The sequence below is a fragment of the Rhizobium sp. J15 genome (assembly GCF_002531825.1).
Lineage (GTDB): Bacteria > Pseudomonadota > Alphaproteobacteria > Rhizobiales > Rhizobiaceae > Rhizobium.
Genome location: NZ_NWSX01000016.1, coordinates 106,487 through 132,538, shown reverse-complemented (window position 1 = coordinate 132,538; position 26,052 = coordinate 106,487). Strand labels below are relative to the sequence as shown.

Below are 26,052 nucleotides of genomic sequence, written 5' to 3'. Positions count from 1 at the left end.
ATGATCTGGCTCAGATGAATGTCGATTCGTCCTAGCCCTCGCTCAGCGTTCGCTTGACCGCATTCTTCCAGCCCTTGAGCTTTGCCGTGCGCACCTTCTCGTCCATGTCGGGCTCAAAGCGCCGGTCCCGTTTCCATGTGGCCGAAAAGCCGTTCCTGTCCGGCCACACCCCTGCCCGGCTGCCGGCGAGCCAGGCCGCGCCCAGCGCCGTCGTCTCCAGGATCACCGGCCGGTCGACCGGGGCGTCGAGCAGGTCGGCGAGCCGCTGCATCGTCCAGTCGGACGCGACCATGCCGCCGTCGACGCGCAGCACGGTGTCTTCGCTGCCGTTCTTCCAATCCTTCTGCATGGCATCGAGCAGGTCGCGGGTCTGGTAGCAGACGGCTTCGAGCGCGGCGCGGGAAAGCTCCGCCGGGCCGGTGTTGCGCGTCAGCCCGAAGATCGCGCCGCGCGCCTTGGCGTCCCAATGCGGCGCGCCAAGGCCGGTGAAGGCGGGCACGAGATAGACCTCCTGCGTCGGATCGGCCTTTTCGGCAAGTGTGTTGGTCTCGGCAGCGCTGCCGATGACACCAAGTCCATCCCGCAGCCATTGCACCGCCGCGCCCGCAATGAAGATCGATCCCTCCAGCGCATAGGTCGTCTCGCCGTTCAGGCGATAGGCGATGGTGGTCAGCAGCCGATTTTTCGAACGCACCATGTCGGCGCCGGTATTGAGCAGTGCGAAGCAGCCGGTGCCGTAGGTCGATTTCAGCATGCCCGGCGCAAAACAGGCCTGTCCGATGGTCGCCGCCTGCTGATCGCCGGCAACGCCGAGGATCGGGATCGCGGCACCGAAGATTTCAGGATCGACCGTGCCGAAATCGGCAGCGCAATCCTTCACCTCGGGCAGCATGGCGGCCGGCACCCTGAGAATATCGAGCAGATCCTCGTCCCAGGCATTTTCGGCGATGTTGTACATCAGCGTGCGCGAGGCGTTAGTCGCATCGGTCACGAAGCTCTTGCCGCCGGTCAGCCGCCAGATCAGGAAAGTATCGATCGTGCCGAAGCAGAGATCGCCCCTGGCGGCGCGCGCCCGCGCACCCTTCACGTTTGCCAGCATCCACGAGAGCTTGGTTCCGGAGAAATAGGGATCGAGGATCAAGCCGGTCTTCCTGGTGAAAACCCGCTCCAGATCCTGCCGCTTGAGGTTGTCGCAATAGCTTGCCGTGCGCCGGTCCTGCCAGACGATGGCGTTCTGGATCGGCCGGCCCGTCTCGCGCTCCCAGACCACAACCGTCTCGCGCTGGTTGGTGATCCCGAGAGCGGCAATGTCCTTCGCCGCCACCTTGGCCTCGCGCAGCGCCATCTTGACGGTGGAGACGACCGAATCCCAGATCTCCTCGGGATCATGCTCGACCCAGCCGGAGCGCGGATAGATCTGAGTGAATTCCTTCTGGCCCTTGCCGACGACCTGCATGTCGCCATCGAAAACGATCGCCCGTGTCGACGTCGTTCCCTGATCGATCGCCAGAACATATCCGCTCATGAAAGCCTCCCTCGATTATCGTGACAAATCAATAGGACACGGATGCGGGCGAGAAAAGCCAATAAAGCGGAATTGCCAGCCTGCCGGCTTTGGGCATAACCTCGCCCGCAACGGTGCACCGCAGCATCGCATGTCAGGAGAAACAGCATGAGCAGATCAGTCGTCGTCACCGGTTCCACCAGCGGCATCGGCCTTGCCATCGCCACCGCCTTTGCCGAAGCCGGCGACAACGTCGTCATCAACGGTTTCGGAAATGCCGATGAAATCAAGGCGATCGTCGGGCGGCTTGAATCGGTGTCGAAGGGCCGGGCGATCTATCATCCGGCCGACATGACCAAGCCGGCGGAGATTGCCGACCTGATCGAAACGGCGGCGAAGACCTTCGGCACCGTCGATGTGCTCGTCAACAATGCCGGCATCCAGCATGTCGAGAAGATCGAGGATTTCCCGATCGAGAAGTGGGACCAGATCATTGCCATCAACCTGTCGAGCTCCTTCCACACCATGCGCGCCGCAATCCCGTTGATGAAGGCCGGGAAGCGCGGCCGCATCATCAACATCGCCTCGGCGCACGGGCTCGTCGCCTCCCCTTTCAAATCCGCCTATGTGGCCGCGAAACATGGTATATTAGGCCTGACGAAAACGGCAGCGCTGGAACTTGCCGAATTCGGCGTGACCGTCAACGCCATCTGCCCGGGCTATGTGCTGACGCCGCTCGTCGAAAAGCAGATACCCGATACCGCCAGGGCCCGCGGCATGACCGAGGAGCAGGTGAAGAGCGAGGTCATCCTCAAGGCGCAGCCGACGCGCGAATTCGTCAAGGCCGAGGAGATCGGCGCCCTGTCGCTCTACCTCGCCAGCGACGCCGCCCGTCAGGTGACCGGAACGCATATCTCGATTGACGGTGGCTGGACGGCGGCTTAACCATTTGGAAAAAACAACCGGGAATATCATGAACGACAGCATCCGCTTCATCCTGAATGGCGAGGACATCGCGCTCACCGATATCAGGCCGACCGAGACGCTTCTCGATTTTCTGCGGTTGAAGCGGCGCCTGACGGGCACCAAGGAAGGATGCGCGGAAGGTGATTGCGGCGCCTGCACCGTGCTCGTGGGCCGGCTCGCCGATGGCAAGCTCACCTATGAATCCGTCAATGCCTGCATCCGTTTCTTAGGATCGCTGCACGCCACCCATGTGGTGACGGTCGAGCACCTGGCCAGGCGCGACGGCGCGCTTCATCCGGTGCAGCAGGCGCTGGTCGACTGTCACGGTTCGCAATGCGGCTTCTGCACGCCGGGCTTCGTCATGTCGCTCTATGGCCTGTGGCTGACGAAGGAAAAACCGAACCGCAAGGAGATCGAAAAGGCACTGCAAGGCAATCTCTGTCGCTGCACCGGCTATGAGCCGATCGTCAAGGCCGCCGAGCAGGTGAGCCAGATGCGGCCGAGCGCGCTCTTCGACCCGCTGGAGCGCACCCGCTCGGAAATCATCGCGCGGCTCTGGGCCATGCAGGCGAGCGGCACGATCAGGATTGGCAGCGGCGAGGACAGGCTGATCGTTCCGGCCTCTGTCCAGGCGCTCGCCGAGGTTCTCTCAGAGGAGCCCGAAGCGACCGTGGTCGCCGGCTCGACCGATGTCGGCCTGTGGGTGACGAAGCAGATGCGGCGGTTGAGCCCCGTCGTCTTCATCAATCATTTGAGCGAATTGAAGTCGGTCGCCGAAAGCGAGGACGGCGTCACTATCGGCGCCGGCGTCAGCTATACCGGCGCCTTCGCGGCGATCGCCAAAAAGATCCCGGCGCTCGGGCGGCTGATCGATCGCATCGGCGGCGAACAGGTGCGCAATATGGGCACGATCGGCGGCAACATCGCCAACGGCTCGCCGATCGGCGACAGTCCACCGCCGCTGATCGCGCTCGGCGCGACGCTGACGCTGCGCTCTCTGGAAGGCCAGCGCAAAATGCCGCTCGAAGATTTCTTCATCGCCTATGGCAAGCAGGACCGCAGGCCCGGCGAGTTCGTCGAAAGCGTCTTCGTGCCCTATCCCAAGGGAACCAGCCGCTTCGCCGCCTACAAGGTGACCAAGCGCCGTGACGAGGACATCACCGCCGTGCTCGGTGCCTTCCTGCTGACCCTCGACGAGGCCGAGATCGTCACCGACATCCGCATCGCCTTCGGCGGCATGGCCGCAACGCCGAAACGCGCCCGCACGGTGGAGGCCGAACTGATCGGCAAGCCATGGACGGAAGCCACGATCGAGGCCACCCGCCCCGCCTTCGATACCGACTACCAGCCGTTGACCGACTGGCGCGCCACGGCGGAATATCGGCAGCTGACGGCGAAGAACCTGCTGACGCGGTTCTACCTGGAAACGGTGGGCGCGCCGGCCGAGCTGAAGCGGTTCGAGGAGGTGGCGTGATGGACATCTCGGCCATTGGCGCCAACCGCCCCCCTCATCCGCCTGCCGGCACCTTCTCCCCGCTGGGGAGAAGAGACAAGGGGCAACGTCTCGACTCCCTCTTCTCCCCAGCGGGGAGAAGGTGCCCGATAGGGCGGATGAGGGGGCCACACGCCGCAACATCTCCTCTCGAAGGAGCCATCTAATGGACAAATCCACCTTCGAAGATCCCAAAGTCGTCATATCAGGCCCCATGCACGGCTCGCTGCGCCATGATTCCGCGCATAAGCACGTCACCGGCGCCGCCGATTACATCGACGATATCCCCGAACCATCGGGCCTGCTGCACGGCGCGCTCGGCCTCTCCGAGCGGGCGCATGCCGAAATCGTCAGCATCGACCTTTCCGCGGTCGCCGCCCATCCCGGCGTCGTCTGGGTCTTCACCGGCAAGGACGTGCCCGGCGTCAACGACACCAGTTCCAACGGCAGCCATGACGAGCCGCTGCTTGCCGAAACCTTGGTTCAGTTCCATGGCCAGCCGATTTTTGCCGTCATCGCCGAAACGCGCGAGGCCGCGCGGCGCGCCGCGCGGCTGGCGAAGATCGAATATCGCGATCTCCCGCACTGGCACGATATCGACGGCGCGCTCGCCAATGGCGGCCCGCTGGTCATCACGCCGATGACCCTTCGGCGCGGCGATCCGGAAACGGAAATGCCGAATGCCGGAATGCGGCTGAAGGGCCAGATGCGGATCGGCGGGCAGGAGCATTTCTATCTCGAAGGCCATATCGCCGTTGCGATTCCCGGCGAGGACGACGAAGTTACCGTCTGGTCCTCGACGCAGCATCCGAGCGAAATCCAGCACATCGTCGGCCATGTGCTCGATATCCCGTCCAATGCCGTAACGGTCAACGTGCGCCGCATGGGCGGCGGCTTCGGCGGCAAGGAGACGCAGGGCAACCAGTTCGCAGCCCTTGCCGCCATCGCCGCCAAGAAGCTCGGCCGCGCCGTCAAGTTCCGCCCCGACCGCGACGAGGATATGAGCGCCACCGGCAAGCGCCACGATTTCCTGGTCGATTACGAGGTCGGTTTCGATGCAGAAGGCCACATCCACGCGGTCGACGCCACTTACGCGGCGCGCTGCGGCTTCTCCTCCGACCTCTCGGGACCAGTCACCGACCGCGCTCTCTTCCATGCCGATTCCAGCTATTTCTATCCGCATGTGAACCTGGTCTCGAAGCCCTTGAAGACGCACACCGTCTCCAACACCGCCTTCCGCGGCTTCGGCGGGCCGCAGGGCATGCTCGGCGCCGAGCGCGTCATCGAGGAGATCGCCTATGCCCTCGGCAAGGACCCGCTCGATATCCGCAAGCTGAATTTCTACGGCCATCCGGGTTCCGGGCGCACGCTGACGCCCTACCATCAGGAGGTCGAGGACAATATCATCGCCCGCGTCGTCGAAGAACTGGAGGAAACGGCCGAATACCGGGCGCGGCGCAACGCCATCATCGGCTTCAACCGCGACAGCCGCTACATCAGGAAAGGCATCGCGCTGACGCCGGTCAAATTCGGCATCTCCTTCACCATGACCGCTTTCAACCAGGCCGGCGCCCTCGTTCATATCTATCAGGATGGCTCGATCCACCTGAACCACGGTGGCACCGAAATGGGCCAGGGCCTCTATACCAAGGTGGCGCAGGTGCTGGCCGACAGTTTCCAGGTCGATATCGACAGGGTCAAGATCACCGCGACGACGACGGCCAAGGTGCCGAACACCTCGGCCACCGCCGCCTCCTCCGGCTCGGACCTGAACGGCATGGCAGCTTATGATGCCGCCCGCCAGATCAAGGAACGGCTCACGGCCTTCGCCGCCGAGAAATGGGATGTGGCGCCCTCCGACGTCGTCTTCCTGCCGAACCGCGTGCGCGTCGGCGAAAGCGAGATCCCCTTCCCCGATTTCATCAAGCAGGCCTATTTCGCCCGCGTCCAGCTGTCCGCCGCCGGCTTCTACAAGACGCCCAAGATCCACTGGGACCGCAAGGCCGGCCGCGGCACGCCCTTCTATTATTTCGCCTATGGCGCCGCCTGCACCGAAGTCTCGGTCGACACGCTGACCGGCGAATATCTGATCGACCGCACCGACATTCTCCACGATGTCGGCCGCTCGCTGAACCCGGCGATCGACCTCGGCCAGGTCGAGGGCGCCTTCGTCCAGGGCATGGGCTGGCTGACGACGGAGGAACTCTGGTGGGATGACAAGGGGCGGCTGCGCACTCACGCGCCGTCGACCTACAAGATCCCGCTCGCCTCCGACCGGCCGAAGATCTTCAACGTGCGGCTCGCCGAGTGGTCCGAGAACGCGGAAGCCACCATCGGCCGCTCCAAAGCCGTCGGCGAACCGCCCTTCATGCTGGCCATCTCGGTGCTGGAAGCGCTGTCGATGGCGGTGGCAAGCGTAGCGGACTACAGGGTCTGCCCGCGGCTCGACGCCCCGGCGACGCCGGAACGGGTGCTGATGGCGGTGGAGCGGATGAAGCGGGTTTAGGATGCGTCCGGCTGGTTTGTGGCTTGAGCAGGAGGGACAAAGAGGCTGGAGTGAGCGGCACCCCCCTCTGTCCGGCTGGACAGAGGGGGATAGCTCAGCTTCGCACCCATCGGCCATCCTCCCATGACCGACCTCCCCACCTTCCTCGCCGCCCACCCCGACAGCGTCCTCGTCGACATCACCGCCACCCAGGGCTCCACCCCGCGCGAGACCGGCGCCTTCATGCTCGTCTCGCCAACCGCGCTGTGGGGCACGATCGGCGGCGGGCAGTTCGAATTCATGGCGATCCACAACGCGCGGGCGATGCTGGCGGGAACCGGCGGCGCGGCTGCCATGGATATCCCGCTTGGGCCCGAGATCGGCCAATGCTGCGGTGGGCGAACGCAGCTGAGGTTCCGCCGGCTGACGGAAACACTGAGAAATGAGCTCGAGGCAAGGCTTGCCGGCGAAATCGAGCGCCTGCCGGAAGTGCTGCTCTTCGGCGCCGGCCATGTCGGCCGGGCGCTGGCCGCAGCCCTTGCGCCGCTGCCGCTGTCGGTCACGGTCGTCGAAACGCGGCAGGAAGAGCTTGCCAACCTGCCGGCGGGCATCGGCTCGCGGCTCGTGCCGATGCCGGAAGCGCTGGTCAAGGATGTTGCCGCTGGCGGCGCGGTCGTCATCCTGACCCATGACCATGCGCTGGACTTCCTCATCGCCCGCCAGGCGCTCGAGCGGACCGACCTTGCCTATGTCGGCATGATCGGCTCGGCGACCAAGCGCGCCACCTTCGCAAGCTGGCTTTTGCGCGAAGGCGGCGGCGAGCGCGGCTGGATGGAGCGGCTGACGCTGCCGATCGGCGGTTCCGCCGTCAGGGACAAGCGCCCCGAAGTCATCGCCGCCATGACCGCAGCCGAGATCCTGACGGCGCTTTCAGCCTATCGCATGCGCTCGTCTTCATAATAGGGATCGCGCCCGTCGAGGAAACCGAGATCGCGCTTGACGCGGTCCGGCATAGCGGAGAGATCGAGCCGCGGCAGACGGCAGAAACGCTTGGCACTGCCCGACAACCAGCCCGCAAAGCGCGGAAAAACACCGCTGATCGGCTGTGGCCGGCTCTCTTCGATAGTGTGGCAATCCATGACATCACCTCGTCCGTTTGATGGTATGAGTTGCAGTTTGCTGCCAAAAATGCTGCAATTCCAATCGAACGACCGTCTGCCTGCATCAAGAGAACTTATCCATGAAACTCTCGAAACAGTTTCCGCTGAATGCGCTACGCGTCTTCGAGGCCGCCGCCCGGCTCGGCAGTTTCACCAAGGCCGGCGATGAGCTCGGCATGACGCAGACGGCCGTCAGCTACCAGATCAAGCTGCTGGAGGACAATGTCGGCGAGCCGCTCTTCCTGCGCCGTCCCCGCCAGATCGCACTGACGGACACCGGCGAGCGGCTGGCCCCGAAAGTGACCGAAGCCTTCGCCATGCTGCATGACGCGATGGCGACGGCGCGCGACAGCGTCGAAGGCACGCTCGCCATCAGTTCGACCCATACCTTCGCCTCGAAATGGCTGGCGCCGCGGCTCGGCTCCTTTCACCTGAAGCATCCGGCGATCGCCGTGCGCTTTCAGGCGACCTCGGATATCATCGACTTCACCCGCGAGCAGATCGACGTCGGCATCCGCTGGGGCGACGGCAATTGGCCGGGTTTGGCCCTGCACCGGCTGATGGGCCTGGAATTCACGCCGATGCTGAGCCCGAAGCTGGCAGAAGCGGCCGGCGGCATCCGGGAACCGCGCGATCTCCTGAAGTTCGATCTCTTCGACGCCGGCGATATCTGGTGGAAGCAATGGTTCGAAGCGGCCGGCGTCACCGACACGGACCTCGATCGGCGCCCGCGCAATCAGCTGGGCTCGCAGGCGGTTGAAGCCGATGCGGCGATGGCCGGCCATGGCGTTGCCATCCTCAACCCGGCCTTCTATGCGGCCGAGATCGCGCTCGGCCGGCTCTATCAGCCCTTCGAGCTGACGCGCAGCGACGGCAAGGCCTATTGGCTCGCCTATCCCGAAAATCGCCGCAACGTGCCGAAGATCAAGGCCTTCCGCAATTGGATCCTCGACGAGATGAAGGCCGCCGGGAATTAAAGCACTACGACCCGGGAGAACTCACCCCGGGCCTGACCAGCGACGGTTGCGGCTTCAGAAGCCCATTTCCGGGGCGTAGAAGCAGCGCGGCGTGTTCTCGTTCGGAAACAGACAGAGGTGATAATCGCCATCGCCGGATTGCATCGCCTTCGTCATAGGCAGCAGGAAGACGTGGGCATGCGTGACCAGCCGGTGGTCGCCCGGCATCAATGTCACGCGATATCCGTTCGGTGTCACCGCCACGGTTTTGGACGGAATCATCTGGCAATCGCCACTATGACTGTCGCCGTTGCAACAGTAGGGGTCATAACTCCACCCCGAAGGTGCGTCGTGAGCTGTCGCCAACGATGCGTAAGCCACCATCAAACACGTCAGAATGCTGCGCATGGGCATCTTCTCCGTCGATGAATGCGCCGCCGATTTCCAACTGTTCTTATTTCATTCCGGCGGCCTGCAACCTAACTGTATCCGCTCATGATAGTTCGCGATCCGCTAATTTAGCAGATCTAGTATGAGACAGTAATACTGCATGGTCTTCTCGGCAGCTTTTAGGCACATGACAATAGATCGCCGATGCGCTGATCACTATAAAGCGCAGCGATCATGCCATTGCTGCCTGGGGATCGCCGCTGGCGAAACCGGCGTCATGTGCGGTTCTTCAATCTCCTCTTCCCTCCCCGCCAAAATTTCCGCAATGTCACGAGTCGGAGGAAGATAGGGGAACTCGATGTATGAATATGCCATAGCATGGGAATGGCTGGCCTTCGCGGCGCGCTGGTTCCATGTCATCACCGCGATCGCCTGGATCGGATCGTCCTTCTATTTCATCGCGCTCGATCTCGGACTGGTGAAACGCCCGCATCTGCCGCCCGGCGCCTATGGCGAGGAATGGCAGGTCCATGGCGGCGGCTTCTATCATATCCAGAAATATCTGGTGGCGCCGGCGCAGATGCCGGAACACCTGACCTGGTTCAAATACGAGAGCTATTTCACCTGGATTTCCGGCTTTCTGATGCTCTGCATCGTCTATTACGGCGGCGCCGACCTCTTCCTCATCGACCGGGATGTGCTCGACATCACGCCGCCCGTCGCCATCGCGATCTCGCTGGCGTCGCTCGCCTTCGGCTGGCTCGTCTATGACCTGCTCTGCAAATCCCCGCTCGGACGCAACACCTGGGGGCTGATGGCGGTGCTCTATGCCGTGCTCGTCTTCATGGCCTGGGGCTATACGCAGCTTTTCACCGGCCGCGCCGCCTTCCTGCATCTCGGCGCTTTCACCGCGACGATCATGTCGGCCAATGTCTTTATGATCATCATCCCCAACCAGAAGATCGTCGTTGCCGATCTCATCGCCGGCCGCACGCCCGATCCGAAATACGGCCAGATCGCCAAGCAGCGTTCGCTCCACAACAACTACCTGACGCTGCCCGTCATCTTCTTCATGCTGTCGAACCATTATCCGCTCGCCTTCGGCACGGCGTTCAACTGGGTGATCGCGGCGCTGGTCTTCCTGATGGGTGTCACCATCCGCCACTGGTTCAACACCACCCACGCCAGGAAAGGCCGGCCGACCTGGACCTGGATCGTCACCGTCATCCTTTTCATCCTGATCATGTGGCTTTCGACCGTGCCGAAGCTGCTGACGGGCGAGACGGATGCGGCGGCGGTAGCGCCCGCCTTCCAGCAATTCGCCGGCGATCCGCATTTTCCTGCCGTCAAGCAGATGGTCTCGACGCGCTGTTCCATGTGCCATGCGGGGGAACCCGCCTATGAGGGCGTCGTGCGGCCGCCGAAGGGCGTGATACTCGAAAACGACGCGGAAATTGCCGCCCATGCCCGAGAAATCTATATACAGGCGGGGCGCAGCCATGCCATGCCGCCCGGCAACGTGACCGATATGACGCCGGACGAACGCAAGCTGCTCGTCGCCTGGTTCGAAAGCGCAGTCGAAGGCAAGAAACAATGACGACAACACTCCTGCGCGGCCGCCTGCTTTCCTTTCATCGCGCGCCGCTGAGCCTGGCCGACAGCCAGAGCTATCTCTACGAGGAGGATGGCGGCCTGCTGATCGAAGACGGGCTGATCGCCGCAGCCGGTTCCTATGCCGACGTCAAGGCGAAGGCCGCCGAAGGCACGGCCGAGATCGACCATCGCCCGCATCTGATCATGCCCGGCTTCATCGACATGCACCTGCATTTTCCGCAGATGCAGGTGATCGCCTCCTATGCCGCCAACCTGCTCGAATGGCTGAACACCTATACCTTTCCCGAGGAATGCCGCTTCGTCGAAAGCGCGCATGCCGAGAGGATCGCCACGCATTTCTACGACGAACTGATCCGCCACGGCACGACGACGGCGGTCGCCTATTGCTCCGTGCACAAGACCTCCGCCGACGCCTTCTTCGCCGAGGCGGTGAAACGCAACATGCGCATGGTCGGCGGCAAGGTGATGATGGACCGCAACGCCCCGCAGGGCCTGCTCGACACGCCCGAGATGGGTTACGACGAGACCCGCCAGGTAATCGCTGACTGGCACGGCAAGGGCCGCAACCACGTCGCTATCACCCCGCGCTTCGCCATCACCTCGACCCCGGCGCAGATGGAAGCGACGTCAGCGCTTGCCCGCGAATTTCCCGATCTGCACATCCAGACGCATCTTTCGGAAAATCACGACGAGATCAAATTCACCTGCGAGCTCTATCCCGAAGCGATCGACTATACCGACATCTACGCCCGCTACGGCCTGCTCGGGCCGAAAAGCCTCTTCGGCCATGCCATCCACCTCTCTGAGCGCGAAGCCGATGTCATGAGCGAGACGGGTTCGGTCGCCATCCATTGCCCGACCTCGAACCTCTTCCTCGGCTCCGGCCTGTTCCCGCTGAAGGCGCTGGCGCGCCGTGAAAAGCCGGTCCGCATCGGCGTCGCAACCGATATCGGCGGCGGCTCCAGCTATTCGATGCTCAAAACCATGGACGAGGCCTACAAGATCCAGCAACTCCTCGGAGAACGGCTGAACCCGCTGGAAAGCTACTACCTGATGACGCGCGGCAATGCCGAGGCACTGTCGCTGGCCGACCGAATCGGCACGCTGGACCCCGGCACCGAGGCCGATCTCGTCGTCCTCGACGCGGCCGCGACCCCGGCCATGGCGCTGAAGATGGAAACGGTGAAGACTCTGCCCGAGGAACTCTTCCTCCTGCAGACGATGGGCGACGACCGGGCAGTCGTCGAAACCTATGTGTCGGGCGTTGCGTTGAAAAAGGCCCTCCGAGCGAACTTGCAAAAATCCGCCGATCTTCCCATAGTTTGATGAGGAGAAACCTCATGGACCTGACTGTTTCATTGCCGGATGAACTGGCGAGCTACATCAAGAGAAAGATCGATTCCGGCGATTACAGCTCTTCGAGCGACGTCGTGGGCGAAGCCCTGCGGCTGCTTGAGGAGCGCGACAGTGCAAAAGCCCGCGAAGTCGAACGCCTGCGGAATGCGTGGCGCGATGGAATGCAAAGCGGAGATTTCGCCCCTCTGGACATCGATGCCGTGAAAGCCGAAGGGCGCCGGCGGTTTGCCGCATCCAAAGCCTGATTGATGGCCGCGGTTTTTTACTCGGGCCGAGCCCGCTCGGACATTCTAAACATTTGGCTGTGGATTGCCGGCAGCAGCGGCCAGACGATGGCCGATACCATCATCGACCGCATCGAACAGCGTATTTCCTCTTTGGGACGACATCCGCAAATGGGTCCGAAACGACCGGAAATCGCCTGGGAGGAATGATCCCACTATCCCATTAGCGCCGGCATGGATCTTCCAATTTCCCGTAACACTCACACGAATTCCATGTTACGCCGGATCGCCGCATTCAGATGTGAAGGTTCAATTCATGGCCACTCCGCTCACAATCGCCGATCTGAAAAAGCTTGCCCAGCGCCGCGTGCCGAAGATGTTTTTCGACTATGCGGATTCGGGCGCCTGGACGGAATCCACATATCGGGCGAATGAGAGCGACTTCAGCCGGATCAAGCTGCGCCAGCGGGTGTTGGTCGATATGACCGATCGCACATTGGAAACGACGATGATCGGCCAGAAGGTGTCGATGCCTGTGGCTCTCGCGCCGACCGGCATGACGGGCATGCAGCATGCCGATGGCGAGATGCTGGCAGCGCGCGCGGCGGAAGAATTCGGCGTTCCCTTCACCCTGTCGACGATGAGCATCTGCTCGATCGAGGACGTCGCGTCGGTGACGACGCGCCCCTTCTGGTTCCAGCTCTACGTGATGAGGGATAAGGATTTCGTCCTCGGCCTCATCAACCGCGCCAAGGCCGCCAAATGCTCCGCGCTGGTGCTGACGGCCGATCTGCAGATCCTCGGCCAGCGCCACAAGGACCTGCGCAACGGCCTGTCGGCGCCACCGAGATTCACGCCGAAACATGTCTGGCAGGTGGCGACCCGGCCCTTCTGGTGCCTTGATATGCTGAAGACGCAACGCCGTAGCTTCGGCAATATCATCGGCCATGCCAAGAACGTCTCCAGTATCACCTCGCTCGCCGCATGGACGCATGAGCAGTTCGACCCGCGGCTCTCCTGGGCCGATGTCGCCTGGATCAAGGAACAATGGGGCGGCCCGCTGATCATCAAGGGCGTGCTCGACCCGGAGGACGCCAGGGCAGCCGCCGACACCGGCGCCGATGCGATCATCGTCTCGAACCATGGCGGCCGCCAGCTCGACGGCGCTCCCTCCTCGATCGGCATGCTGCCTGCGATCGTCGATGCCGTCGGCGAACGCATCGAAATCCATCTCGACGGCGGCATCCGCTCCGGCCAGGACGTGCTGAAGGCCGTGGCACTCGGCGCGAAAGGCACCTATATCGGCCGCCCTTTCCTCTACGGGCTCGGCGCCATGGGCAAGGAGGGCGTCACGCTGGCGCTCTCCATCATCCGCAAGGAGATGGACATCACCATGGCGCTCTGCGGCAAGCGCCACATCAACGACGTGAACGCGTCGATCATATCGAGACAAGCCTGAAACAGAGAAATCGGCACCGGCTGAACGCACATGACGGGCAAGCCCCCGCCAGGCACGCAACGGCATGCTAATCAGCCCGGCGGCTGGCCGCCGCTCGCATTGAGCTGAAGGATCGCGAAAATCACGAGAGAGAGGACGAGCGCAAGACGCTGCCGCCAGACGATGCGGCGCGATCCGGCAATCCGCTTCTCCAAGCCACGCGCCGTCCCGTCAGGCTTGCGAAGCTGCATCCGGAACAGCAGGTCGTCAATGGCGGCAAGGCCGGCGGCCTCCGTCTCGTGGCTCGACGCGAGGCGAAACAACAGCGCGTCGAAGAGGAGATGGACCGCCAGCGCAAGCACGATCCCGCAGAAAACGAGCACAAGAAGCCAGCCGAGCGCTGGGGCAAAACCCCGATATCCCGCGCTGACCGGGCCGGCGATTAGCGGCAACAGCGCTGCCAGCCCGCAGAACATCGCATTGCGGCCGAGATTTCGCGCAGCCACGGAGGCCGCGGTTTTCCACTGCGTCATTGCGAGCCCTCGGTCACGGCGTGGATCGTTTCGGCGGGCAGATAAACACGCCGTCCCGCGCGTTCGATCAGCTGCAACGCTTCGGCTGGATTTTCGCAACGCCGGCTGATGACCAGCCAGCCTGCGATGACGCAGGCGCTGCGCTGGAAACCGAGCGCACAGCAGACGAGCACCGGCCCCTGATGGCGCGCAGCTTCGATGACATCGGCCGCGGCGCGCGCCTGGACCTTGTCGAGGCCGGTAAGATCCAGGGCGGGAAAACTGCACCAGCGTGCAAGCGTCCCGCTCGGACGCTGCAGTTCGCCGGTGATGTCGATCACCGTGGTAAAACGGTTGGCCTCATCGCGACGCGGAAAACGGCCGAGATGGACGCCATCGGCGATCGCCACGGATGCCGGCATTTTGCGCGTCCAGAGCCAAACGTTGATGATCGCGCCGAGCCGGTAGGGCGCCAGCAGCCAGCGGCTGGCAAGCGCGGCCCGGCCGTCGGCGCGTTTCAGGAATATCTGCGGCCCGGCGCCGAAATATCCGACGGCGACCACCGCCAGCGCAACGGCCGGCCAGAGCAACAGAAGTGCCGCGGGCGATAGAGGAGTACAGAACACTGTGAGGCCGAGAAATGCGACGGCACCGCACAGATAGCAGAGTCCAAGACGGCGCGACTTCGGATCGCCGCTCAAAGCAAAATTCGCAAGAGGGGAGCCGGCATCGCGCGGAAAGAGCCAGGCGGCAAACAGACCGAGCATCATGCCGGTCGGTATGTCCATGACGTGATGCTGCCACGTCGTCAGCACGGAAGCGCCGATCAGAAAGCACCAGAAGTGCCAGAGAAGCCGCGCCCGGCGCGGCAGCCGGCCGCGCAGATGGTCCCAGATCACCACCAGCAGCGCGACATGCAGCGACGGCGCCTGGTTGAACGGCTTGTCGAAACCGCCGAGGACGGCGAACATGAAACCGGGCAGACCGCTGGTGGCCGGCCGGACGAAGGTTGCTTCGAGCGGAAACGCGATAAAGCAGGCGATCGCTATGATCTGGATCGTCAGGTAACGCCTCGCGAGCATATCCACATCGCGCGGCGTCGTGTTGATGAACAGGCAGAGTGCGTAGAACAGGTTGATCGACCAATATGGAATGATCGTCCATGCAAGGAACGGAATGGCGCTTTCCCATCCAAAGGCGATGTTCGGCACATGAGCGCGTTGCGATGCCAGCCAGTTGGCACCGCCATAGGTCAGATAGAAGAACGGCGCCAGGAAGACGAGCCAGAGCGCCGCCCGCTTCGCGACCGGCCCTGCCTGGGAAAGAGTAGAATCTGCTTGCCCCAACGGCTTGCCCTCAAATTCTTTCCGCCAGCGAGACGGTGAAAATGCCCCACTGGTCGATGCGCTGTTCGATCTTGCGGAAACCGGCTGCGGCGACCAGCTGGTCCATTTCTTCCTGCGTCCGCCGCCGCATCACCCACGCTTGGCCGCCGCGGTGGGAGGTCAGGGCGCGGGCGATCATCTCCAGTTGCGGATGCCATGGCTGGTTGGTGTAGACGAGCAGACCACCGGGCCGCATCGCGCGGGCGATCCCGTCGAGCGAAGCGGCAATCATCCCATTGTCGGAGAAAAGCTCGTAAAGGCCGGAGACGATTGCGAGATCCGGAGCCGGCGTGATTGCGGCCAGCCCTTCGCCGTCAAAGGCATCCTGCTGGCGAAAGCTCACGAAATCACTCAAGCCCCGCGTGGCAATGCTGTTGCGGCCGGCATCGACATTGATGGGGGAATAATCCTGCAATCGCGCACTCTCGGGACGCACGGCAGCCGCCTCGATCGCATCAAGGACATAACGGCCATGCCCAGCCGCAATGTCGAGCATATGGGTGCTGCGGCCGGCTGCTTTCAAACGCTGCAGCCCATGCTCGATCAGTTCCTGCAAGTGCAGCTTGCGCTGCCTGATGCCGCGCCAGCCGATCGCCTCGAGGAACACCTTGTCGATCAACCGCCCGCCGGGACCGAGTCCCCGCGGCTGGTTCTCATAGACGTAATCGAGCGTCGAGCCGGAATCGAAACCGGTCTTGACCCCGGTTTTTATGCCTTCCGACACCAGCGCGCCGAGCCTGATGTTGAGACGGCTGAGCGCCCAGTAGATGCCGCGCGGGGACATGGCGTCCAGAGGGCTCGCGAGCCGGTCGGCCTCATCCTTGGTATAGCCCTGGACATGGGCGGTGCGAAGATCGGCGGGCGCCCGGGGCTCGGCGAAACGCGCATCGATAAAACGACGGACCTCGGCGAGCGCAATCGCGCGGTCCTTCTCGCCCAGTGTGTCATGATAGAAGCCGGGAAGCACATGCCGCTCCTTGATGCGGCTGCCGAGGTTTTCGTAGAACCGATGCTGCGGCGCATGTCGCACCACCCAGTCGCTGCCGGAGATCAGCAATTGGGTGGGAACGGTGATGGCGCGGGCGTCGTCGACGACGCGGGCGGCCGCTTCATAAAGCTGCAGCAGAATGTTGGAGGCGATCGGCCGGGTGATCAACGGATCGGCCTCGAAGGAGGCGATGCGCTCGGGATCATGCGTCAGAAACCTCGCCTTGACATAGGAATTGACGAAGAATGTCCCCTTGAGCTTTTCCCAGAGCGCAATGCCTTCCCTGGCAAAAGGCACGTAGAGCTTGACGCTGAAGGCCGGCGAGGCGAGCACGAGCGCTCGGATTTGCGGCGCATAGTCATGCACCCAGGTGGTGGCGAGGACCGCGCCGACGCTTTGGGCAATCACGGCGATGTCTTCGACGGCGGTACCGCTCGTCTCGCTGACATGGCGGACGAAGCAATCGAGGTCGCGCACCGACGCAGCGAAAGATGGCGAATAGCCACGCTCTCCCGGCGAGCGCCCGTGGCCGCGTGCATCCCAGGCATAGAAGGCAAAATCATCGAGACCGAGCTCGGCAGCGAGATGGGCGACGCGGCCGCTATGCTCATGACCGCGATGGAGAAGAATGATGGCGCCCTTCGGTGAAGTGCCGGTCGCAGGCCACATCCGATAAAAGAGTCGCGTCCCATCGTGCGAGACGAATTCGGATTCATGCATCGGTCTCGCCGTCGATGACGGTTGCCCACTATCGGCAGTTTGCAGCACGGTCTTCTCCAGTTCTGATCGGTGGATGAGTTGCAACCATTAGCGGAACACTGATTTGCATTCATTGCAAAAGTCTAGTCGCAAATGTAAGCCCTATACGAGAACCGACATGAAGTATCGGCTCCCCGCAAGTACGACGATCTGCACCGCCGGAGCTGGGATAGATTTTTCTGATGCCACGAAACTCCACTGAGGTAGCATGTCTGTTTATCAATTGAAGTCCCGGTTTCAGAATATCCTTCGCCCTCTGGTGCGCGCGCTGGCGGCGCGAGGCGTCACCGCCAATCAGGTGACATCGGTTGCTGCCGCCGTCTCCGTTGCACTCGGCCTTTTTCTCAGCATCGTTCCGCTTCCGCAGTTGTTCCTGCTCGTGCCCATATGGTTTCTCCTGCGCATGGGCCTCAATGCGATTGACGGCATGCTCGCGCGCGAACATGGGCAAAAGAGCATTCTGGGCGCCTATCTCAACGAGATCGGCGATGTCGTCTCGGATATCGCCCTGTATTTGCCGTTTGCACTGATCGATCCGAACGGCCTGATGCCGGCCATGGCTGTCATTTTCCTCTCGGTGCTGACGGAATTTGCCGGCATTCTCAGTCAAACGGTCGGCGCCAGCCGGCGTTACGACGGACCGCTGGGCAAGAGCGACCGCGCGGTGCTTTTCGGCGCGCTTGGCGTCTTTGTCGCGGTTGGCGGTACGTTTGCAGCATGGACCGTGTGGCTTTGGGCCGTGGTGGCTCTCCTTCTCGTATGGACTACTATCAACCGTATCAGCGCCGGTATTCGCGAGGCGCGCACGGCGGGCAGATAGGAAGCGGAACCGATCCGCCGCCGGTTCGTCGGCGGGCAATGTGATCCGAAAACGGTGTCGAACGCTGCTTTTGCGAATTGCTCAGTAAACGCATCTTGTGATCTCTCCTTCTTCCAACGACAAGTTCAACAAAGGTTGTATTTTTCGTACGCCTCCTCTTGAAAGCACAAAAGCGGTGCTTTATGTTTTTATCCATGGCACCCACGAGCAAGACACCGCATCCATCGCTGCTGCGCTACATGCTGGCGCCTGACGAGCAGGCCCGCCAGGCGCTTGATGACACCATTACCGCCTATCGCAGGATGATCGGCATCCTGACCGAACTCATCGACGACAAAGCGGGCGCCAATCTCGTCGTCCTGCATGATCTTGCCTATGAAACCGTCCGCGAGCGGACCGGCCTGCCGGCGCGGCTGGTGACGCTCGGCCTTCGCGATTTCGCCGCCAATCGGGGCATCATCCCCGAGCCGCTGCAGCTGCCACTCGACGATAAGCTCTTCGCCATCAAAGGCCCCTCGGACCTGACGATCGCCACGGTGCACGGACGCGTTGCCGTGCCCTTCGACGTCGCGGGGTATTCCAAGGGATGGGAGAGTATTTTTCCCGCATACCTTGTAGCAGACCATGATCGCTACGAGATTAACATCGGCGTCACGCCGAATTCCGCTCGGATGGAGGAAAACATGACGAATGAAGGCATTCTTTCACGCATGGGTCGCCTGATCGCGGGCATCGCGAATGCGGCGATCGACAAGGCGGAGGGCGTCAACAAGATCGCGGTCATCGAACAGGCGATCCGCGAGATCGATGCGGCTGCGGAGGAAGCCCGCACCGACCTCGGCAAGGCGCGCGCCGAGGAATATCGCATCCAGAGCCGCAAGGACGAAATCGTCGAAGACATGAATGCGCTGGATGAGAAGATCCGCATCGCGGTCTCCTCCGGGCGCGACGATCTCGCAAAGGCCGGCGTCGCCCGTCAGATCGATCTCGAATCCCAGATCGCAGCGCTCGACAAGGCGCTGGCCGATGCGCGCGAGCAGGTGGATGAAGGCCAGAAAGCCCTGCAGGCGGTGCTCGCCACGCGCCGCGAGGCCGACGCCCGCCTTGCCGATTTCAAGCGCAGCATCGCCAAGCATCCCGAAGAGGCTCTCGCCGGCCAGAGCAGACCGACGCCGGGCGCAGATGCTGCCCGCGCCGCCGCGGCGGTCTCGCGGCTGACCGGCGTTCCATCCGGCGAACAGGCTCATAGTTCCGAACTGGACGAACTCGACCGACTGCACCGCGAGCAGGCGATCGAGGCCCGCCTCGCGCGTTTCAAGGCGGATAACCGGTAACGCCGATGGGACTTTTCCTCGCTCCTGAATGCCTTCCCTTTGCGATCGCCGCCGCCGTGCTTGCCGGCCTGACCGTGATCGAGATGCTGGCGACCGTCATGGGTTTTTCGATCACCGAGCTTCTCGGAAAACCGGATTTCCACGGCCATGACGGCATTGCGGGCTACCTGTCCTGGCTCAATGTCGGCGGCGTTCCCCTGCTCATTCTCCTGATGATGACGCTCGGCTTCTTCGCCATTGCCGGCTTCGCCATACAGGCGGTCGCCGTCGCTTTCTGGGCGCCGCTGCCGGCCGCCGTCGCCGCCGTTCCCGCCTTGGTGCTCACCTTCCCCATGGTCCGGGCCTCGAGCCGGACGGTGGCGCGGATCGTCCCGCACGACGAGACCTATGCCGTCGATCTCGACACCTTCATCGGCCGGACCGCGGAAGTGTCGCTCGGCCCGCTCGACCAGGGACTGCCGGGGCGCGTCCGCGTCAAGGACCAGCATGGAAACTGGCATGTTCTGAGAGCCAAGGCCGCCAAGGACGAGGGCCCGCTGAAGATCGGCACTGAGGTTCTCCTCGTCGATCGCAAGGCAGATGTGTTTATCGCCATTCCCGCACTCGCCGATCCGGCCGGCGCGGACAATCAATCTTTCAGGGAGCAGTCATGATGTATGACATTATTCTACCGGCCGGCATTAGCATCGTCCTGATCTTCGGCATCGGTTTTGTCCTCGCCTCTCTCTACACGCGCTCCAGCCGCGACGAGGCCTATGTGCGCACCGGCCTCGGCGGCCAGAAAGTCGTGCTCGACGGCGGCTCCGTCGTCCTGCCGATCTTCCACTCGATCGCCAGGGTCAACCTGAAGACGCTGCGGCTGGAAGTCCGCCGCGGCGAAGGCGATGCGCTGATCACCAAGGACCGCATGCGCGTCGATATCGGCGCCGAATTCTATGTGCGCGTGAAGCCCGACGGCTCCTCGATTGCGCTGGCCGCCCAGACGCTCGGCAGCCGCACCAACGACGCCGAAGCGCTCCGCATCCTGATCGAAGCGAAATTCGTCGACGGCCTTCGCTCGGTGGCGGCGACCATGAATCTCGACGCGCTGCAGGAACAGCGCATGGATTTCGTCAAGGCCGTGCAGGAAGCCGTCGGCGCCGACCTCCAGTCGAACGGTCTCGAGCTCGAATCCGTATCGCTCACCCGTCTCGACCAGACCGACATCAAGCATTTCAACGCCAACAACTTCTTCGACGCGCAGGGTCTCGCGGCGCTGACCCGCATCACCGAGGGTCGCAAGAAGGAGCGGAACGAAATCGTCCGCGATACCGAAGTCGCCATCGCCCAGAAGGACCTGGAGGCCCGCCAGCAGTCGCTCGCCATCGAACGAACCAAGCGCGAAGCCGAGCTCAACCAGGAACGCGACATCGCCAATAAATCCGCCGCGACGCGCGCCGAGACCGCCCAGCAGGAGCAGGCGGCAATACGTGCCGAGGAAGAAGCCCGCATCGCCGCGGAACAGGCAATCGCCGAGCGCGAGGCGGCCGCCAAGCAGGCCCGCGAAAGCGCAAACATCGATTCCGCCCGCGCCGTCCAGCAGCGCGACACCGAAGCCAAGCGTGACCTTCAGATCGTCGCCCAGGAAAGCGCCATCGCCGTCGCCAACAAGAGCCGCGAGGAGTCCGAGGCGAAGGCGGCCGCCGAAACGGCCCGCGCCACCGCGATTGCGGCAGAAGAAAAGGTCGGCACCGCCAAGGCGATCGAGATCGCCGAACGCGAAAAGCAGATCGCGGTCATCGACGCGCGCAAGAAAGCCGAAACCGAAGCCACGGCCGTGACCGTCGGCGCCGAGGCCGAGAAGCAGGCCGCGATCGACCAGGCGGAAGCCATCAAGACGCTGGCGACCGCCGAAGCGGACGCGGCGATCATCAAGGCCAAGGGTATTCTCGAAACCGGCAAGGCCGCGGCCGAGAGCGAGGCATTGCTCAACGACGCCCGTAACAAGTTGAGCGCCGCCATCATCGAATTCGAGATCACCCGCGAGCGCATCCGTATCATTCCAGAAGCACTCGCCGAGGCGGTCAAACCGATCGAAAAGATCTCCGATATCAGGATCTTCGACACCGGCGGCATGCTCGGCCGCGGCGGCGCGAACGGCGGAAACGGCATCGGCATGGGCGACGGACTGGCCAGCCAACTGCTTGCCTACCAGGCCAACAAGCCGATCCTCGACAAGCTTCTGAAGGAAGCCGGCTTCGAAGGCGACGACGCCATCTCATCCCTGCTTGGAAACCTCGATGGCGCAAAACCGGCCGCAGCACCGGCAAAGCCGGCGCTAGCGCCCGCGGCTCCGGTGAAGCCGGCAGCATCGACTGCTCCGGTCGCGCCTGCCGCATCCCCGGCAAAGAGGATCACTCCTTCGGCGCCCGAGAAGGAATGATCGCAGCGCGGGCGGGTGTGGACTATCTCAGCCAGCCCGTCGCCAGCGCGCTCGCCCATTCGGGCCGGCGGTTTTCCGCCGCCAGCCTCGACATGGCAAGATTGTTATAGGCGACGTTCCTGAACTGCCATGTCCATGCCGCACCCGTCTTCTCGAGAATGGCGTAGCCGGCCAGCGGATGGCCGGCTTCGACCTTGTGATAGTGCGGCAGATCGTCGTCATAGGCCGGGCAGCCGACGCTGCCGGGATTGACGATCAGACGGCCGTCCGAGAGACGGACGGCGCGCGGGACATGGCTGTGGCCGCAGAGGATCAGCGGCAGGTCGATGCCTTCGGCAAGCGCCTCGATCGCTTCGATCGGCTTCGGGAAGATATAGCCCTGCGGCGACACCGATTCCAGCCAGTAGAGATTGTCGTCCTTCGGCGTCGCATGGCAGAGATAGGCCTCGCCGCGATAGACCGTATCGAATGGCAGGCTGCGCAGCCAATCGAGATGGGATGGCTTCAATTGCCGGTAGGCGGCGGCATCCGACAGATGCATGGCATCAGGGGCCTGCTCGATCAGATAACGGTCGTGGTTGCCGCGAACCGAAGTCAGCCCGAGCGGTATCAGAATCTCCGCCGTCCGGCCCGCCTCCAGCGGTCCGCTGAAGAAATCGCCGAGATTGACGATCTCCTCGATACCCTGCGCCCGAATATCGGCAAGCACCGCCTCGAGCGCCAGATGGTTGCCGTGAATGTCGGCGATCGCGGCAAATCTCATCTCTAGCTGCCTCGATAGGTGGAATAGCCATAGGGCGAGATCAGCAGCGGCACATGATAATGCGCGGTGACATCGGCAATGCCGAAGCGGATCGGCACGAGATCGAGGAAAGCCGGATGCGGCAGCGGCGTGCCGCAGGCTCTGAGATAATCGCCGGCGTGGAAGACCAGCTCATAGGTCCCGACATGGAAATTTTCGCCAGATAGAATCGGGCCACCATCGACCCGGCCGTCGGCATTGGTCTTGACCGTCGTCACATGCCTGCGGATCTCGCCGTCGATCCGGAAGAGATCGATCCTTATGCCCTCGGCCGGCTTGCCGAGAGCGGTGTCGAGAACATGGGTGGTCAGTCCGGTCATAGGGCTGGCTCTCTGATGATGAAGGGGGTCTCGAAGAAGAATTCCTCGAGATTGTTGCCCGGCCCGTCGCGGTCGACGACCAGGAAATCCGAAGCCTCGCCGAGCGTCATCAGCGGATGGTGCCAGACATTGCGGCGGTAGTTCACGCCCTGATCCCCGCGCGCCAGAAACACCTGCGGCCTGCCAGGGCGTCCGTTCTCGTCCTCGGAAACGACGACGAGGAAGGGGCGGCCCGAAACCGGGGAAAAACTCTGGCTGCCCTGGGGATGGCGCTCCATCATGTCGACGGCATAGGGAAAGCTGCGCGGCTGGCCGCGAAACAGGTTGACGATGACGCGCGCGCCCTCGCCCGCCGCCTCCGCCACGGCCAAGGCATGAAAACGCTCCGTCGTGCCGCCATTGATAAGCCGCATCGAAGCCGGATCGGCTTCGATCACCTCGCCGAAGGGAGCGAAGGCGGATCGGCTGAGCGGGCGGATGTCGAGAAATTCGGACATGGCTTCACTCGCCTTGGGCATGCCAGTTGCGGATCGCGTCGATCGCCGAAAGCAATTCCGGCAGCGTGCGATAGGTCGCCTCCCACATCTCGACGGGATCGAGATCGAAGACGTCCTCGAGAATGCGATTGCCCGTGCCGCAGATTTTCGTCCACGGCAGGTCGGGATGCTCGGTGGCAAATTCCGGATGCGCCACCAGCAGGCGGGACGCCGCAGCACCGATGGTGAAGTGGCAGAATGCCACCGCCTTGAAGGTGAGCTTGTCCCCGGCGAAGGCCGCCCCATCCATTCCGCCGACGAAAGACAACGCTTCGGACGCCGCCTCATACATCTCATTGAGATAGTCGATCGCGCGCCGCTCCTTCATTCGGCCTCCGGCAGCATCGATGCCAGGCGCAGCAGCGCGATCCGCTCGACCTGCGCAGCCGCGGTCGCCAATTCCTCATCCCGGCCGTTGCCGATCCTCGTCTCGAAGGCCGAGAGGATATCGTCCTTGCCGAGCCCCTTGACCGCGATGATGAAGGGAAAGCCGAATTTTTCGACATAGGCCGAATTGAGCTCGGTGAAGCGGGCATGTTCGGCCGGGCTCAGCCGGTCGAGCCCGGCGCCGGCTTGCTCCTTGCGGCTGTCCTCGGTGAGTTCGCCTGCGATGGCGAGCCGCCCGGCAAGATCGGGATGGGCGCGCAGCACGCCGAGACGCTCCTCCGGGCTTGCGGCGCGGAAGGCAGCGGCAAGGGCCGCATGCACGGTTGATGCGGTCAACGGCTCCTTCACGCTGCCGGCGTCATAGGCGCGTTCGGCGATGAAGGGCGAATGTTCGAAGACACCGCCGAAGCGGGAAACAAAATCCTCGCGCGGCAGCATCAGAGCGCGTCCGGCTGATGATGCTTATGCCAGTGTTCCGCGATCTCGATACGGCGCGGAATCCACACCTTGTCGTGCTTCTGCACATATTCGATGAACCGCTTCAGCGCGGCCGCCCGGCCCGGACGTCCGACGAGACGGCAATGCAGGCCGACCGACATCATTTTCGGGCTGCCGTTCTTGCCTTCCTCATAGAGCGTGTCGAAGGCATCCTTCAGATAGGTGAAGAACTGATCGCCCGTGTTGAAGCCCTGCGGTGTTGCGAAACGCATGTCGTTGGTTTCGAGCGTATAGGGAATGATCAGGAAAGGCTTCCCGTCGACGCCCTTCACCCAGAAAGGCAGGTCATCGGCATAGGAATCGGAGGAGTAGAGGAAACCGCCCTCCTCCTGCACCAGCCGCAGCGTATTGTCCGATGGTTTGCCCTGATACATGCCGTAGGGCCGCTCGCCGGTGAGTTCGGTGTGCAGGCGCACGGCTTCGAGAATGTGCTTGCGCTCCAGATCCTCGGGGAAATCCTTGTATTCCAGCCAGCGGTAGCCGTGGCTGGCGATCTCCCAGCCGGCTTCCTTCATCGCCGCGACGGCCTCGGGATTGCGCGCCATGGCCAGCGTCACGCCATAGACGGTCGCCTGCACCTTGAGATCGGTAAACAACCGCCAGAGCCGCCAGAAACCGGCGCGCGAACCATATTCGTAGATCGATTCCATGTTGAGATTGCGCTGCCCCGGCCAGGCCGCCGCACCGACGATTTCCGACAGCAGGCATTCGGATGCCGGATCGCCGTCGAGGATCGAGCTTTCGCCGCCCTCCTCGTAATTGATGACGAACTGCACGGCGATGCGCGCCTCATCGGGCCATTTCGGATCGGGCGTCTGGCGCCCGTAGCCGACGAGATTGCGCGGATAGGTCTCAGATACCATTAAATCACCTTCTGAAAAGACGGGGAACGGTATCATCCGCAGCCGGAATGTCGAGACGGAAACTGCGCGGTGAAATTTATCCTTGTTTCACAGATGCTTAGAAGTCACCTGCTCAGGCGATCTTGCGCGCGCTGACCTTGCCCATCGGATGCAGCGAGTGAACGCGGAACGGACCGCCGGTGCCCTCTTCGATCATCAGCGCGACGTTGGAAACCATGACCGGCTCACCGAGGACAGGCCCGAAGATCGCCCGCAGCGCCGGCTCGATGCGCGGCATGTCGAGTGTATTGACCGGACCCGTCACCGGCATATGGAATCGGAACTCATCCATCACATAGGGATTGCCCCAGCGGTGGAGATTGGCGAACTGGGCGGCTGAAAGGCCGTCCGGGTCGTTCCGCTCGATCTCGGCTTCGCTGAGTGGCGCGCGGAACCGATCGAATTCCTGCACGATCGCCGAAGCGAGATACTGGATCTGCTCGCAGGCAGCGCTCGGCAGCAGGCTGTAGAAATTGCCGAGCCGGGCAATTTCCAGACGCGGCATCCGGAAGGGAAGAACCGTTCCGGAAAAACGCATGAGATCGCGCAGGAGTTGCGATTCCGACATATCGGAAGACAGATGGAACGGCGCCTTCAGAACGCCGTGGAAACCATAGCGTCTCGGTACGGCGGTGTGGAATGCGATCTCGTGAATGCCGAGGCCGCGAACCGCCGGCGGCTCCACCATCTCGCCTGAAAACACGTTTCGGCCAAGCCAATTGGCGGCCACGAGCGACAAAGGGTCGCTCGCCGGGGGCGTGAAGCAAATGGCATAGCGCATGCAATTTCCTCCATCAAGGAA

Annotated in this window: 27 protein-coding genes; 14 read left to right on the top strand and 13 right to left on the bottom strand. The window is 62.9% G+C overall.

The genetic code is table 11. The features are described 5' to 3' along the window. Positions 1-31 precede the first annotated feature (31 nt). A complete protein-coding gene (gene glpK / locus CO670_RS16510; protein WP_097591226.1) occupies positions 32-1,525 on the bottom strand; it encodes a glycerol kinase GlpK in 1,494 nt (497 codons plus the stop codon). Between the two features lie 147 nt (positions 1,526-1,672). Here glpK and CO670_RS16505 point away from each other — a divergent pair, with 147 nt between their 5' ends. The 4 genes from CO670_RS16505 to xdhC all read left to right on the top strand — a co-directional run bounded on the left by CO670_RS16505 (position 1,673) and on the right by xdhC (position 7,407). Further along, a complete protein-coding gene (locus CO670_RS16505; RefSeq protein WP_097591225.1) occupies positions 1,673-2,449 on the top strand; it encodes a 3-hydroxybutyrate dehydrogenase in 777 nt (258 codons plus the stop codon). A 28-nt stretch (positions 2,450-2,477) separates the two neighbouring features. After that, positions 2,478-3,944: a xanthine dehydrogenase small subunit gene (gene xdhA, locus CO670_RS16500; RefSeq protein WP_097591224.1), complete on the top strand. Its 1,467-nt coding sequence runs from the start codon at positions 2,478-2,480 to the stop codon at positions 3,942-3,944. A gap of 184 nt (positions 3,945-4,128) precedes the next feature. Continuing rightward, on the top strand, positions 4,129-6,468 hold the full coding sequence (gene xdhB / locus CO670_RS16495; RefSeq protein ID WP_097591223.1) for a xanthine dehydrogenase molybdopterin binding subunit: 2,340 nt from the start codon (positions 4,129-4,131) through the stop codon (positions 6,466-6,468). 123 nt (positions 6,469-6,591) lie between these two features. Beyond that, complete coding sequence (gene xdhC, locus CO670_RS16490) at positions 6,592-7,407, top strand: xanthine dehydrogenase accessory protein XdhC (protein ID WP_097591222.1); 816 nt, start codon at positions 6,592-6,594, stop codon at positions 7,405-7,407. Here xdhC and CO670_RS16485 read toward each other — a convergent pair. Further along, positions 7,383-7,586, bottom strand: coding sequence for a hypothetical protein (locus CO670_RS16485; protein WP_097591221.1), 204 nt, complete (start codon positions 7,584-7,586; stop codon positions 7,383-7,385). The two genes, xdhC and CO670_RS16485, sit on opposite strands and share 25 nt — an antisense overlap. Positions 7,587-7,687: 101 nt before the next feature. Between CO670_RS16485 and CO670_RS16480 the strand changes: the two genes are divergently transcribed. After that, on the top strand, positions 7,688-8,584 hold the full coding sequence (locus CO670_RS16480) for a LysR substrate-binding domain-containing protein (protein ID WP_097591220.1): 897 nt from the start codon (positions 7,688-7,690) through the stop codon (positions 8,582-8,584). 54 nt (positions 8,585-8,638) lie between these two features. On the opposite strand, the gene CO670_RS16475 is transcribed toward CO670_RS16480, so the two are convergent. Further along, positions 8,639-8,971, bottom strand: coding sequence for a hypothetical protein (locus CO670_RS16475; RefSeq protein WP_088672982.1), 333 nt, complete (start codon positions 8,969-8,971; stop codon positions 8,639-8,641). Between the two features lie 340 nt (positions 8,972-9,311). On the opposite strand from CO670_RS16475, the gene puuD reads away from it, so the two are divergent. From puuD to CO670_RS16450, 5 genes are all read left to right on the top strand, one after another. Then, positions 9,312-10,550, top strand: a complete 1,239-nt coding sequence (gene puuD, locus CO670_RS16470) for a urate hydroxylase PuuD (protein ID WP_097591219.1) — start codon at positions 9,312-9,314, stop codon at positions 10,548-10,550. Further along, positions 10,547-11,893, top strand: a complete 1,347-nt coding sequence (gene guaD, locus CO670_RS16465) for a guanine deaminase (protein ID WP_097591218.1) — start codon at positions 10,547-10,549, stop codon at positions 11,891-11,893. The genes puuD and guaD overlap by 4 nt, the downstream gene beginning before the upstream one ends. 14 nt (positions 11,894-11,907) lie before the next feature. Beyond that, on the top strand, positions 11,908-12,168 hold the full coding sequence (locus tag CO670_RS16460; RefSeq protein ID WP_097591217.1) for a type II toxin-antitoxin system ParD family antitoxin: 261 nt from the start codon (positions 11,908-11,910) through the stop codon (positions 12,166-12,168). A 3-nt stretch (positions 12,169-12,171) separates the two neighbouring features. Then, positions 12,172-12,357 (top strand): type II toxin-antitoxin system RelE/ParE family toxin, encoded by a 186-nt coding sequence (locus tag CO670_RS16455; RefSeq protein ID WP_097591216.1) that lies wholly within the window; start codon positions 12,172-12,174, stop codon positions 12,355-12,357. A 106-nt stretch (positions 12,358-12,463) separates the two neighbouring features. Beyond that, complete coding sequence (locus CO670_RS16450; RefSeq protein ID WP_097591215.1) at positions 12,464-13,606, top strand: alpha-hydroxy acid oxidase; 1,143 nt, start codon at positions 12,464-12,466, stop codon at positions 13,604-13,606. 71 nt (positions 13,607-13,677) lie between these two features. Here the strand turns inward: CO670_RS16450 and CO670_RS16445 are convergent, their stop codons facing one another. Genes CO670_RS16445 through CO670_RS16435 form a run of 3 tightly spaced genes read right to left on the bottom strand, consistent with a single transcriptional unit; the run spans position 13,678 to position 17,238 of the window. Next, positions 13,678-14,118: a hypothetical protein gene (locus CO670_RS16445; protein WP_097591214.1), complete on the bottom strand. Its 441-nt coding sequence runs from the start codon at positions 14,116-14,118 to the stop codon at positions 13,678-13,680. Beyond that, entirely contained in the window at positions 14,115-15,443 is a 1,329-nt protein-coding gene (locus CO670_RS16440; protein WP_097591213.1) for a phosphatase PAP2/dual specificity phosphatase family protein, read from the bottom strand. Before CO670_RS16440 ends, CO670_RS16445 begins: the two co-directional genes overlap by 4 nt. Positions 15,444-15,453: 10 nt before the next feature. After that, a complete protein-coding gene (locus CO670_RS16435; RefSeq protein WP_097591212.1) occupies positions 15,454-17,238 on the bottom strand; it encodes a bifunctional alpha/beta hydrolase/class I SAM-dependent methyltransferase in 1,785 nt (594 codons plus the stop codon). Positions 17,239-17,437: 199 nt separating this feature from the next. Between CO670_RS16435 and CO670_RS16430 the strand changes: the two genes are divergently transcribed. The 4 genes from CO670_RS16430 to CO670_RS16415 all read left to right on the top strand — a co-directional run bounded on the left by CO670_RS16430 (position 17,438) and on the right by CO670_RS16415 (position 21,805). After that, positions 17,438-18,049, top strand: coding sequence for a CDP-alcohol phosphatidyltransferase family protein (locus CO670_RS16430; RefSeq protein ID WP_097591211.1), 612 nt, complete (start codon positions 17,438-17,440; stop codon positions 18,047-18,049). A gap of 194 nt (positions 18,050-18,243) precedes the next feature. Continuing rightward, a complete protein-coding gene (locus CO670_RS16425; protein WP_176538958.1) occupies positions 18,244-19,383 on the top strand; it encodes a PspA/IM30 family protein in 1,140 nt (379 codons plus the stop codon). Positions 19,384-19,388: 5 nt separating this feature from the next. Then, complete coding sequence (locus CO670_RS16420; protein WP_097591209.1) at positions 19,389-20,036, top strand: OB-fold-containig protein; 648 nt, start codon at positions 19,389-19,391, stop codon at positions 20,034-20,036. Further along, on the top strand, positions 20,033-21,805 hold the full coding sequence (locus CO670_RS16415; RefSeq protein WP_097591208.1) for a flotillin domain-containing protein: 1,773 nt from the start codon (positions 20,033-20,035) through the stop codon (positions 21,803-21,805). The genes CO670_RS16420 and CO670_RS16415 overlap by 4 nt, the downstream gene beginning before the upstream one ends. A gap of 22 nt (positions 21,806-21,827) precedes the next feature. On the opposite strand, the gene CO670_RS16410 is transcribed toward CO670_RS16415, so the two are convergent. The 7 genes from CO670_RS16410 to CO670_RS16380 form a co-directional block, all read right to left on the bottom strand. Further along, positions 21,828-22,568 (bottom strand): metallophosphoesterase family protein, encoded by a 741-nt coding sequence (locus CO670_RS16410; protein ID WP_097591207.1) that lies wholly within the window; start codon positions 22,566-22,568, stop codon positions 21,828-21,830. Between the two features lie 2 nt (positions 22,569-22,570). Next, complete coding sequence (uraH, locus tag CO670_RS16405) at positions 22,571-22,927, bottom strand: hydroxyisourate hydrolase (RefSeq protein ID WP_097591206.1); 357 nt, start codon at positions 22,925-22,927, stop codon at positions 22,571-22,573. Next, positions 22,924-23,424 carry an ureidoglycolate lyase gene (locus CO670_RS16400; protein ID WP_097591205.1) on the bottom strand — a complete coding sequence of 167 codons (501 nt, stop codon included), beginning with the start codon at positions 23,422-23,424 and terminating at the stop codon, positions 22,924-22,926. The genes uraH and CO670_RS16400 overlap by 4 nt, the downstream gene beginning before the upstream one ends. 4 nt (positions 23,425-23,428) lie before the next feature. After that, positions 23,429-23,791, bottom strand: a complete 363-nt coding sequence (locus tag CO670_RS16395; protein WP_097591204.1) for a HepT-like ribonuclease domain-containing protein — start codon at positions 23,789-23,791, stop codon at positions 23,429-23,431. Further along, on the bottom strand, positions 23,788-24,288 hold the full coding sequence (gene uraD, locus CO670_RS16390; protein WP_097591203.1) for a 2-oxo-4-hydroxy-4-carboxy-5-ureidoimidazoline decarboxylase: 501 nt from the start codon (positions 24,286-24,288) through the stop codon (positions 23,788-23,790). Before uraD ends, CO670_RS16395 begins: the two co-directional genes overlap by 4 nt. Next, on the bottom strand, positions 24,288-25,211 hold the full coding sequence (puuE, locus tag CO670_RS16385; protein WP_097591202.1) for an allantoinase PuuE: 924 nt from the start codon (positions 25,209-25,211) through the stop codon (positions 24,288-24,290). The genes uraD and puuE overlap by 1 nt, the downstream gene beginning before the upstream one ends. Before the next feature lie 112 nt (positions 25,212-25,323). Further along, positions 25,324-26,031, bottom strand: coding sequence for a DUF1045 domain-containing protein (locus CO670_RS16380; protein WP_097591201.1), 708 nt, complete (start codon positions 26,029-26,031; stop codon positions 25,324-25,326). Between the last annotated feature and the right edge of the window lie 21 nt (positions 26,032-26,052).

Excerpts from the sequence above, each read along its gene's own strand:
- glpK (WP_097591226.1), bottom strand. The coding sequence starts at position 1,525 with ATGAGCGGATATGTTCTGGCGATCGATCAGGGAACGACGTCGACACGG.
- CO670_RS16505 (WP_097591225.1), top strand. The coding sequence starts at position 1,673 with ATGAGCAGATCAGTCGTCGTCACCGGTTCCACCAGCGGCATCGGCCTT.
- xdhA (WP_097591224.1), top strand. The coding sequence starts at position 2,478 with ATGAACGACAGCATCCGCTTCATCCTGAATGGCGAGGACATCGCGCTC.
- xdhB (WP_097591223.1), top strand. The coding sequence starts at position 4,129 with ATGGACAAATCCACCTTCGAAGATCCCAAAGTCGTCATATCAGGCCCC.
- xdhC (WP_097591222.1), top strand. The coding sequence starts at position 6,592 with ATGACCGACCTCCCCACCTTCCTCGCCGCCCACCCCGACAGCGTCCTC.
- CO670_RS16485 (WP_097591221.1), bottom strand. The coding sequence starts at position 7,586 with ATGGATTGCCACACTATCGAAGAGAGCCGGCCACAGCCGATCAGCGGT.
- CO670_RS16480 (WP_097591220.1), top strand. The coding sequence starts at position 7,688 with ATGAAACTCTCGAAACAGTTTCCGCTGAATGCGCTACGCGTCTTCGAG.
- CO670_RS16475 (WP_088672982.1), bottom strand. The coding sequence starts at position 8,971 with ATGCGCAGCATTCTGACGTGTTTGATGGTGGCTTACGCATCGTTGGCG.
- puuD (WP_097591219.1), top strand. The coding sequence starts at position 9,312 with ATGTATGAATATGCCATAGCATGGGAATGGCTGGCCTTCGCGGCGCGC.
- guaD (WP_097591218.1), top strand. The coding sequence starts at position 10,547 with ATGACGACAACACTCCTGCGCGGCCGCCTGCTTTCCTTTCATCGCGCG.
- CO670_RS16460 (WP_097591217.1), top strand. The coding sequence starts at position 11,908 with ATGGACCTGACTGTTTCATTGCCGGATGAACTGGCGAGCTACATCAAG.
- CO670_RS16455 (WP_097591216.1), top strand. The coding sequence starts at position 12,172 with ATGGCCGCGGTTTTTTACTCGGGCCGAGCCCGCTCGGACATTCTAAAC.
- CO670_RS16450 (WP_097591215.1), top strand. The coding sequence starts at position 12,464 with ATGGCCACTCCGCTCACAATCGCCGATCTGAAAAAGCTTGCCCAGCGC.
- CO670_RS16445 (WP_097591214.1), bottom strand. The coding sequence starts at position 14,118 with ATGACGCAGTGGAAAACCGCGGCCTCCGTGGCTGCGCGAAATCTCGGC.
- CO670_RS16430 (WP_097591211.1), top strand. The coding sequence starts at position 17,438 with ATGTCTGTTTATCAATTGAAGTCCCGGTTTCAGAATATCCTTCGCCCT.
- CO670_RS16425 (WP_176538958.1), top strand. The coding sequence starts at position 18,244 with ATGGCACCCACGAGCAAGACACCGCATCCATCGCTGCTGCGCTACATG.
- CO670_RS16420 (WP_097591209.1), top strand. The coding sequence starts at position 19,389 with ATGGGACTTTTCCTCGCTCCTGAATGCCTTCCCTTTGCGATCGCCGCC.
- CO670_RS16415 (WP_097591208.1), top strand. The coding sequence starts at position 20,033 with ATGATGTATGACATTATTCTACCGGCCGGCATTAGCATCGTCCTGATC.
- CO670_RS16410 (WP_097591207.1), bottom strand. The coding sequence starts at position 22,568 with ATGAGATTTGCCGCGATCGCCGACATTCACGGCAACCATCTGGCGCTC.
- uraH (WP_097591206.1), bottom strand. The coding sequence starts at position 22,927 with ATGACCGGACTGACCACCCATGTTCTCGACACCGCTCTCGGCAAGCCG.
- CO670_RS16400 (WP_097591205.1), bottom strand. The coding sequence starts at position 23,424 with ATGTCCGAATTTCTCGACATCCGCCCGCTCAGCCGATCCGCCTTCGCT.
- CO670_RS16395 (WP_097591204.1), bottom strand. The coding sequence starts at position 23,791 with ATGAAGGAGCGGCGCGCGATCGACTATCTCAATGAGATGTATGAGGCG.
- uraD (WP_097591203.1), bottom strand. The coding sequence starts at position 24,288 with ATGCTGCCGCGCGAGGATTTTGTTTCCCGCTTCGGCGGTGTCTTCGAA.
- puuE (WP_097591202.1), bottom strand. The coding sequence starts at position 25,211 with ATGGTATCTGAGACCTATCCGCGCAATCTCGTCGGCTACGGGCGCCAG.
- CO670_RS16380 (WP_097591201.1), bottom strand. The coding sequence starts at position 26,031 with ATGCGCTATGCCATTTGCTTCACGCCCCCGGCGAGCGACCCTTTGTCG.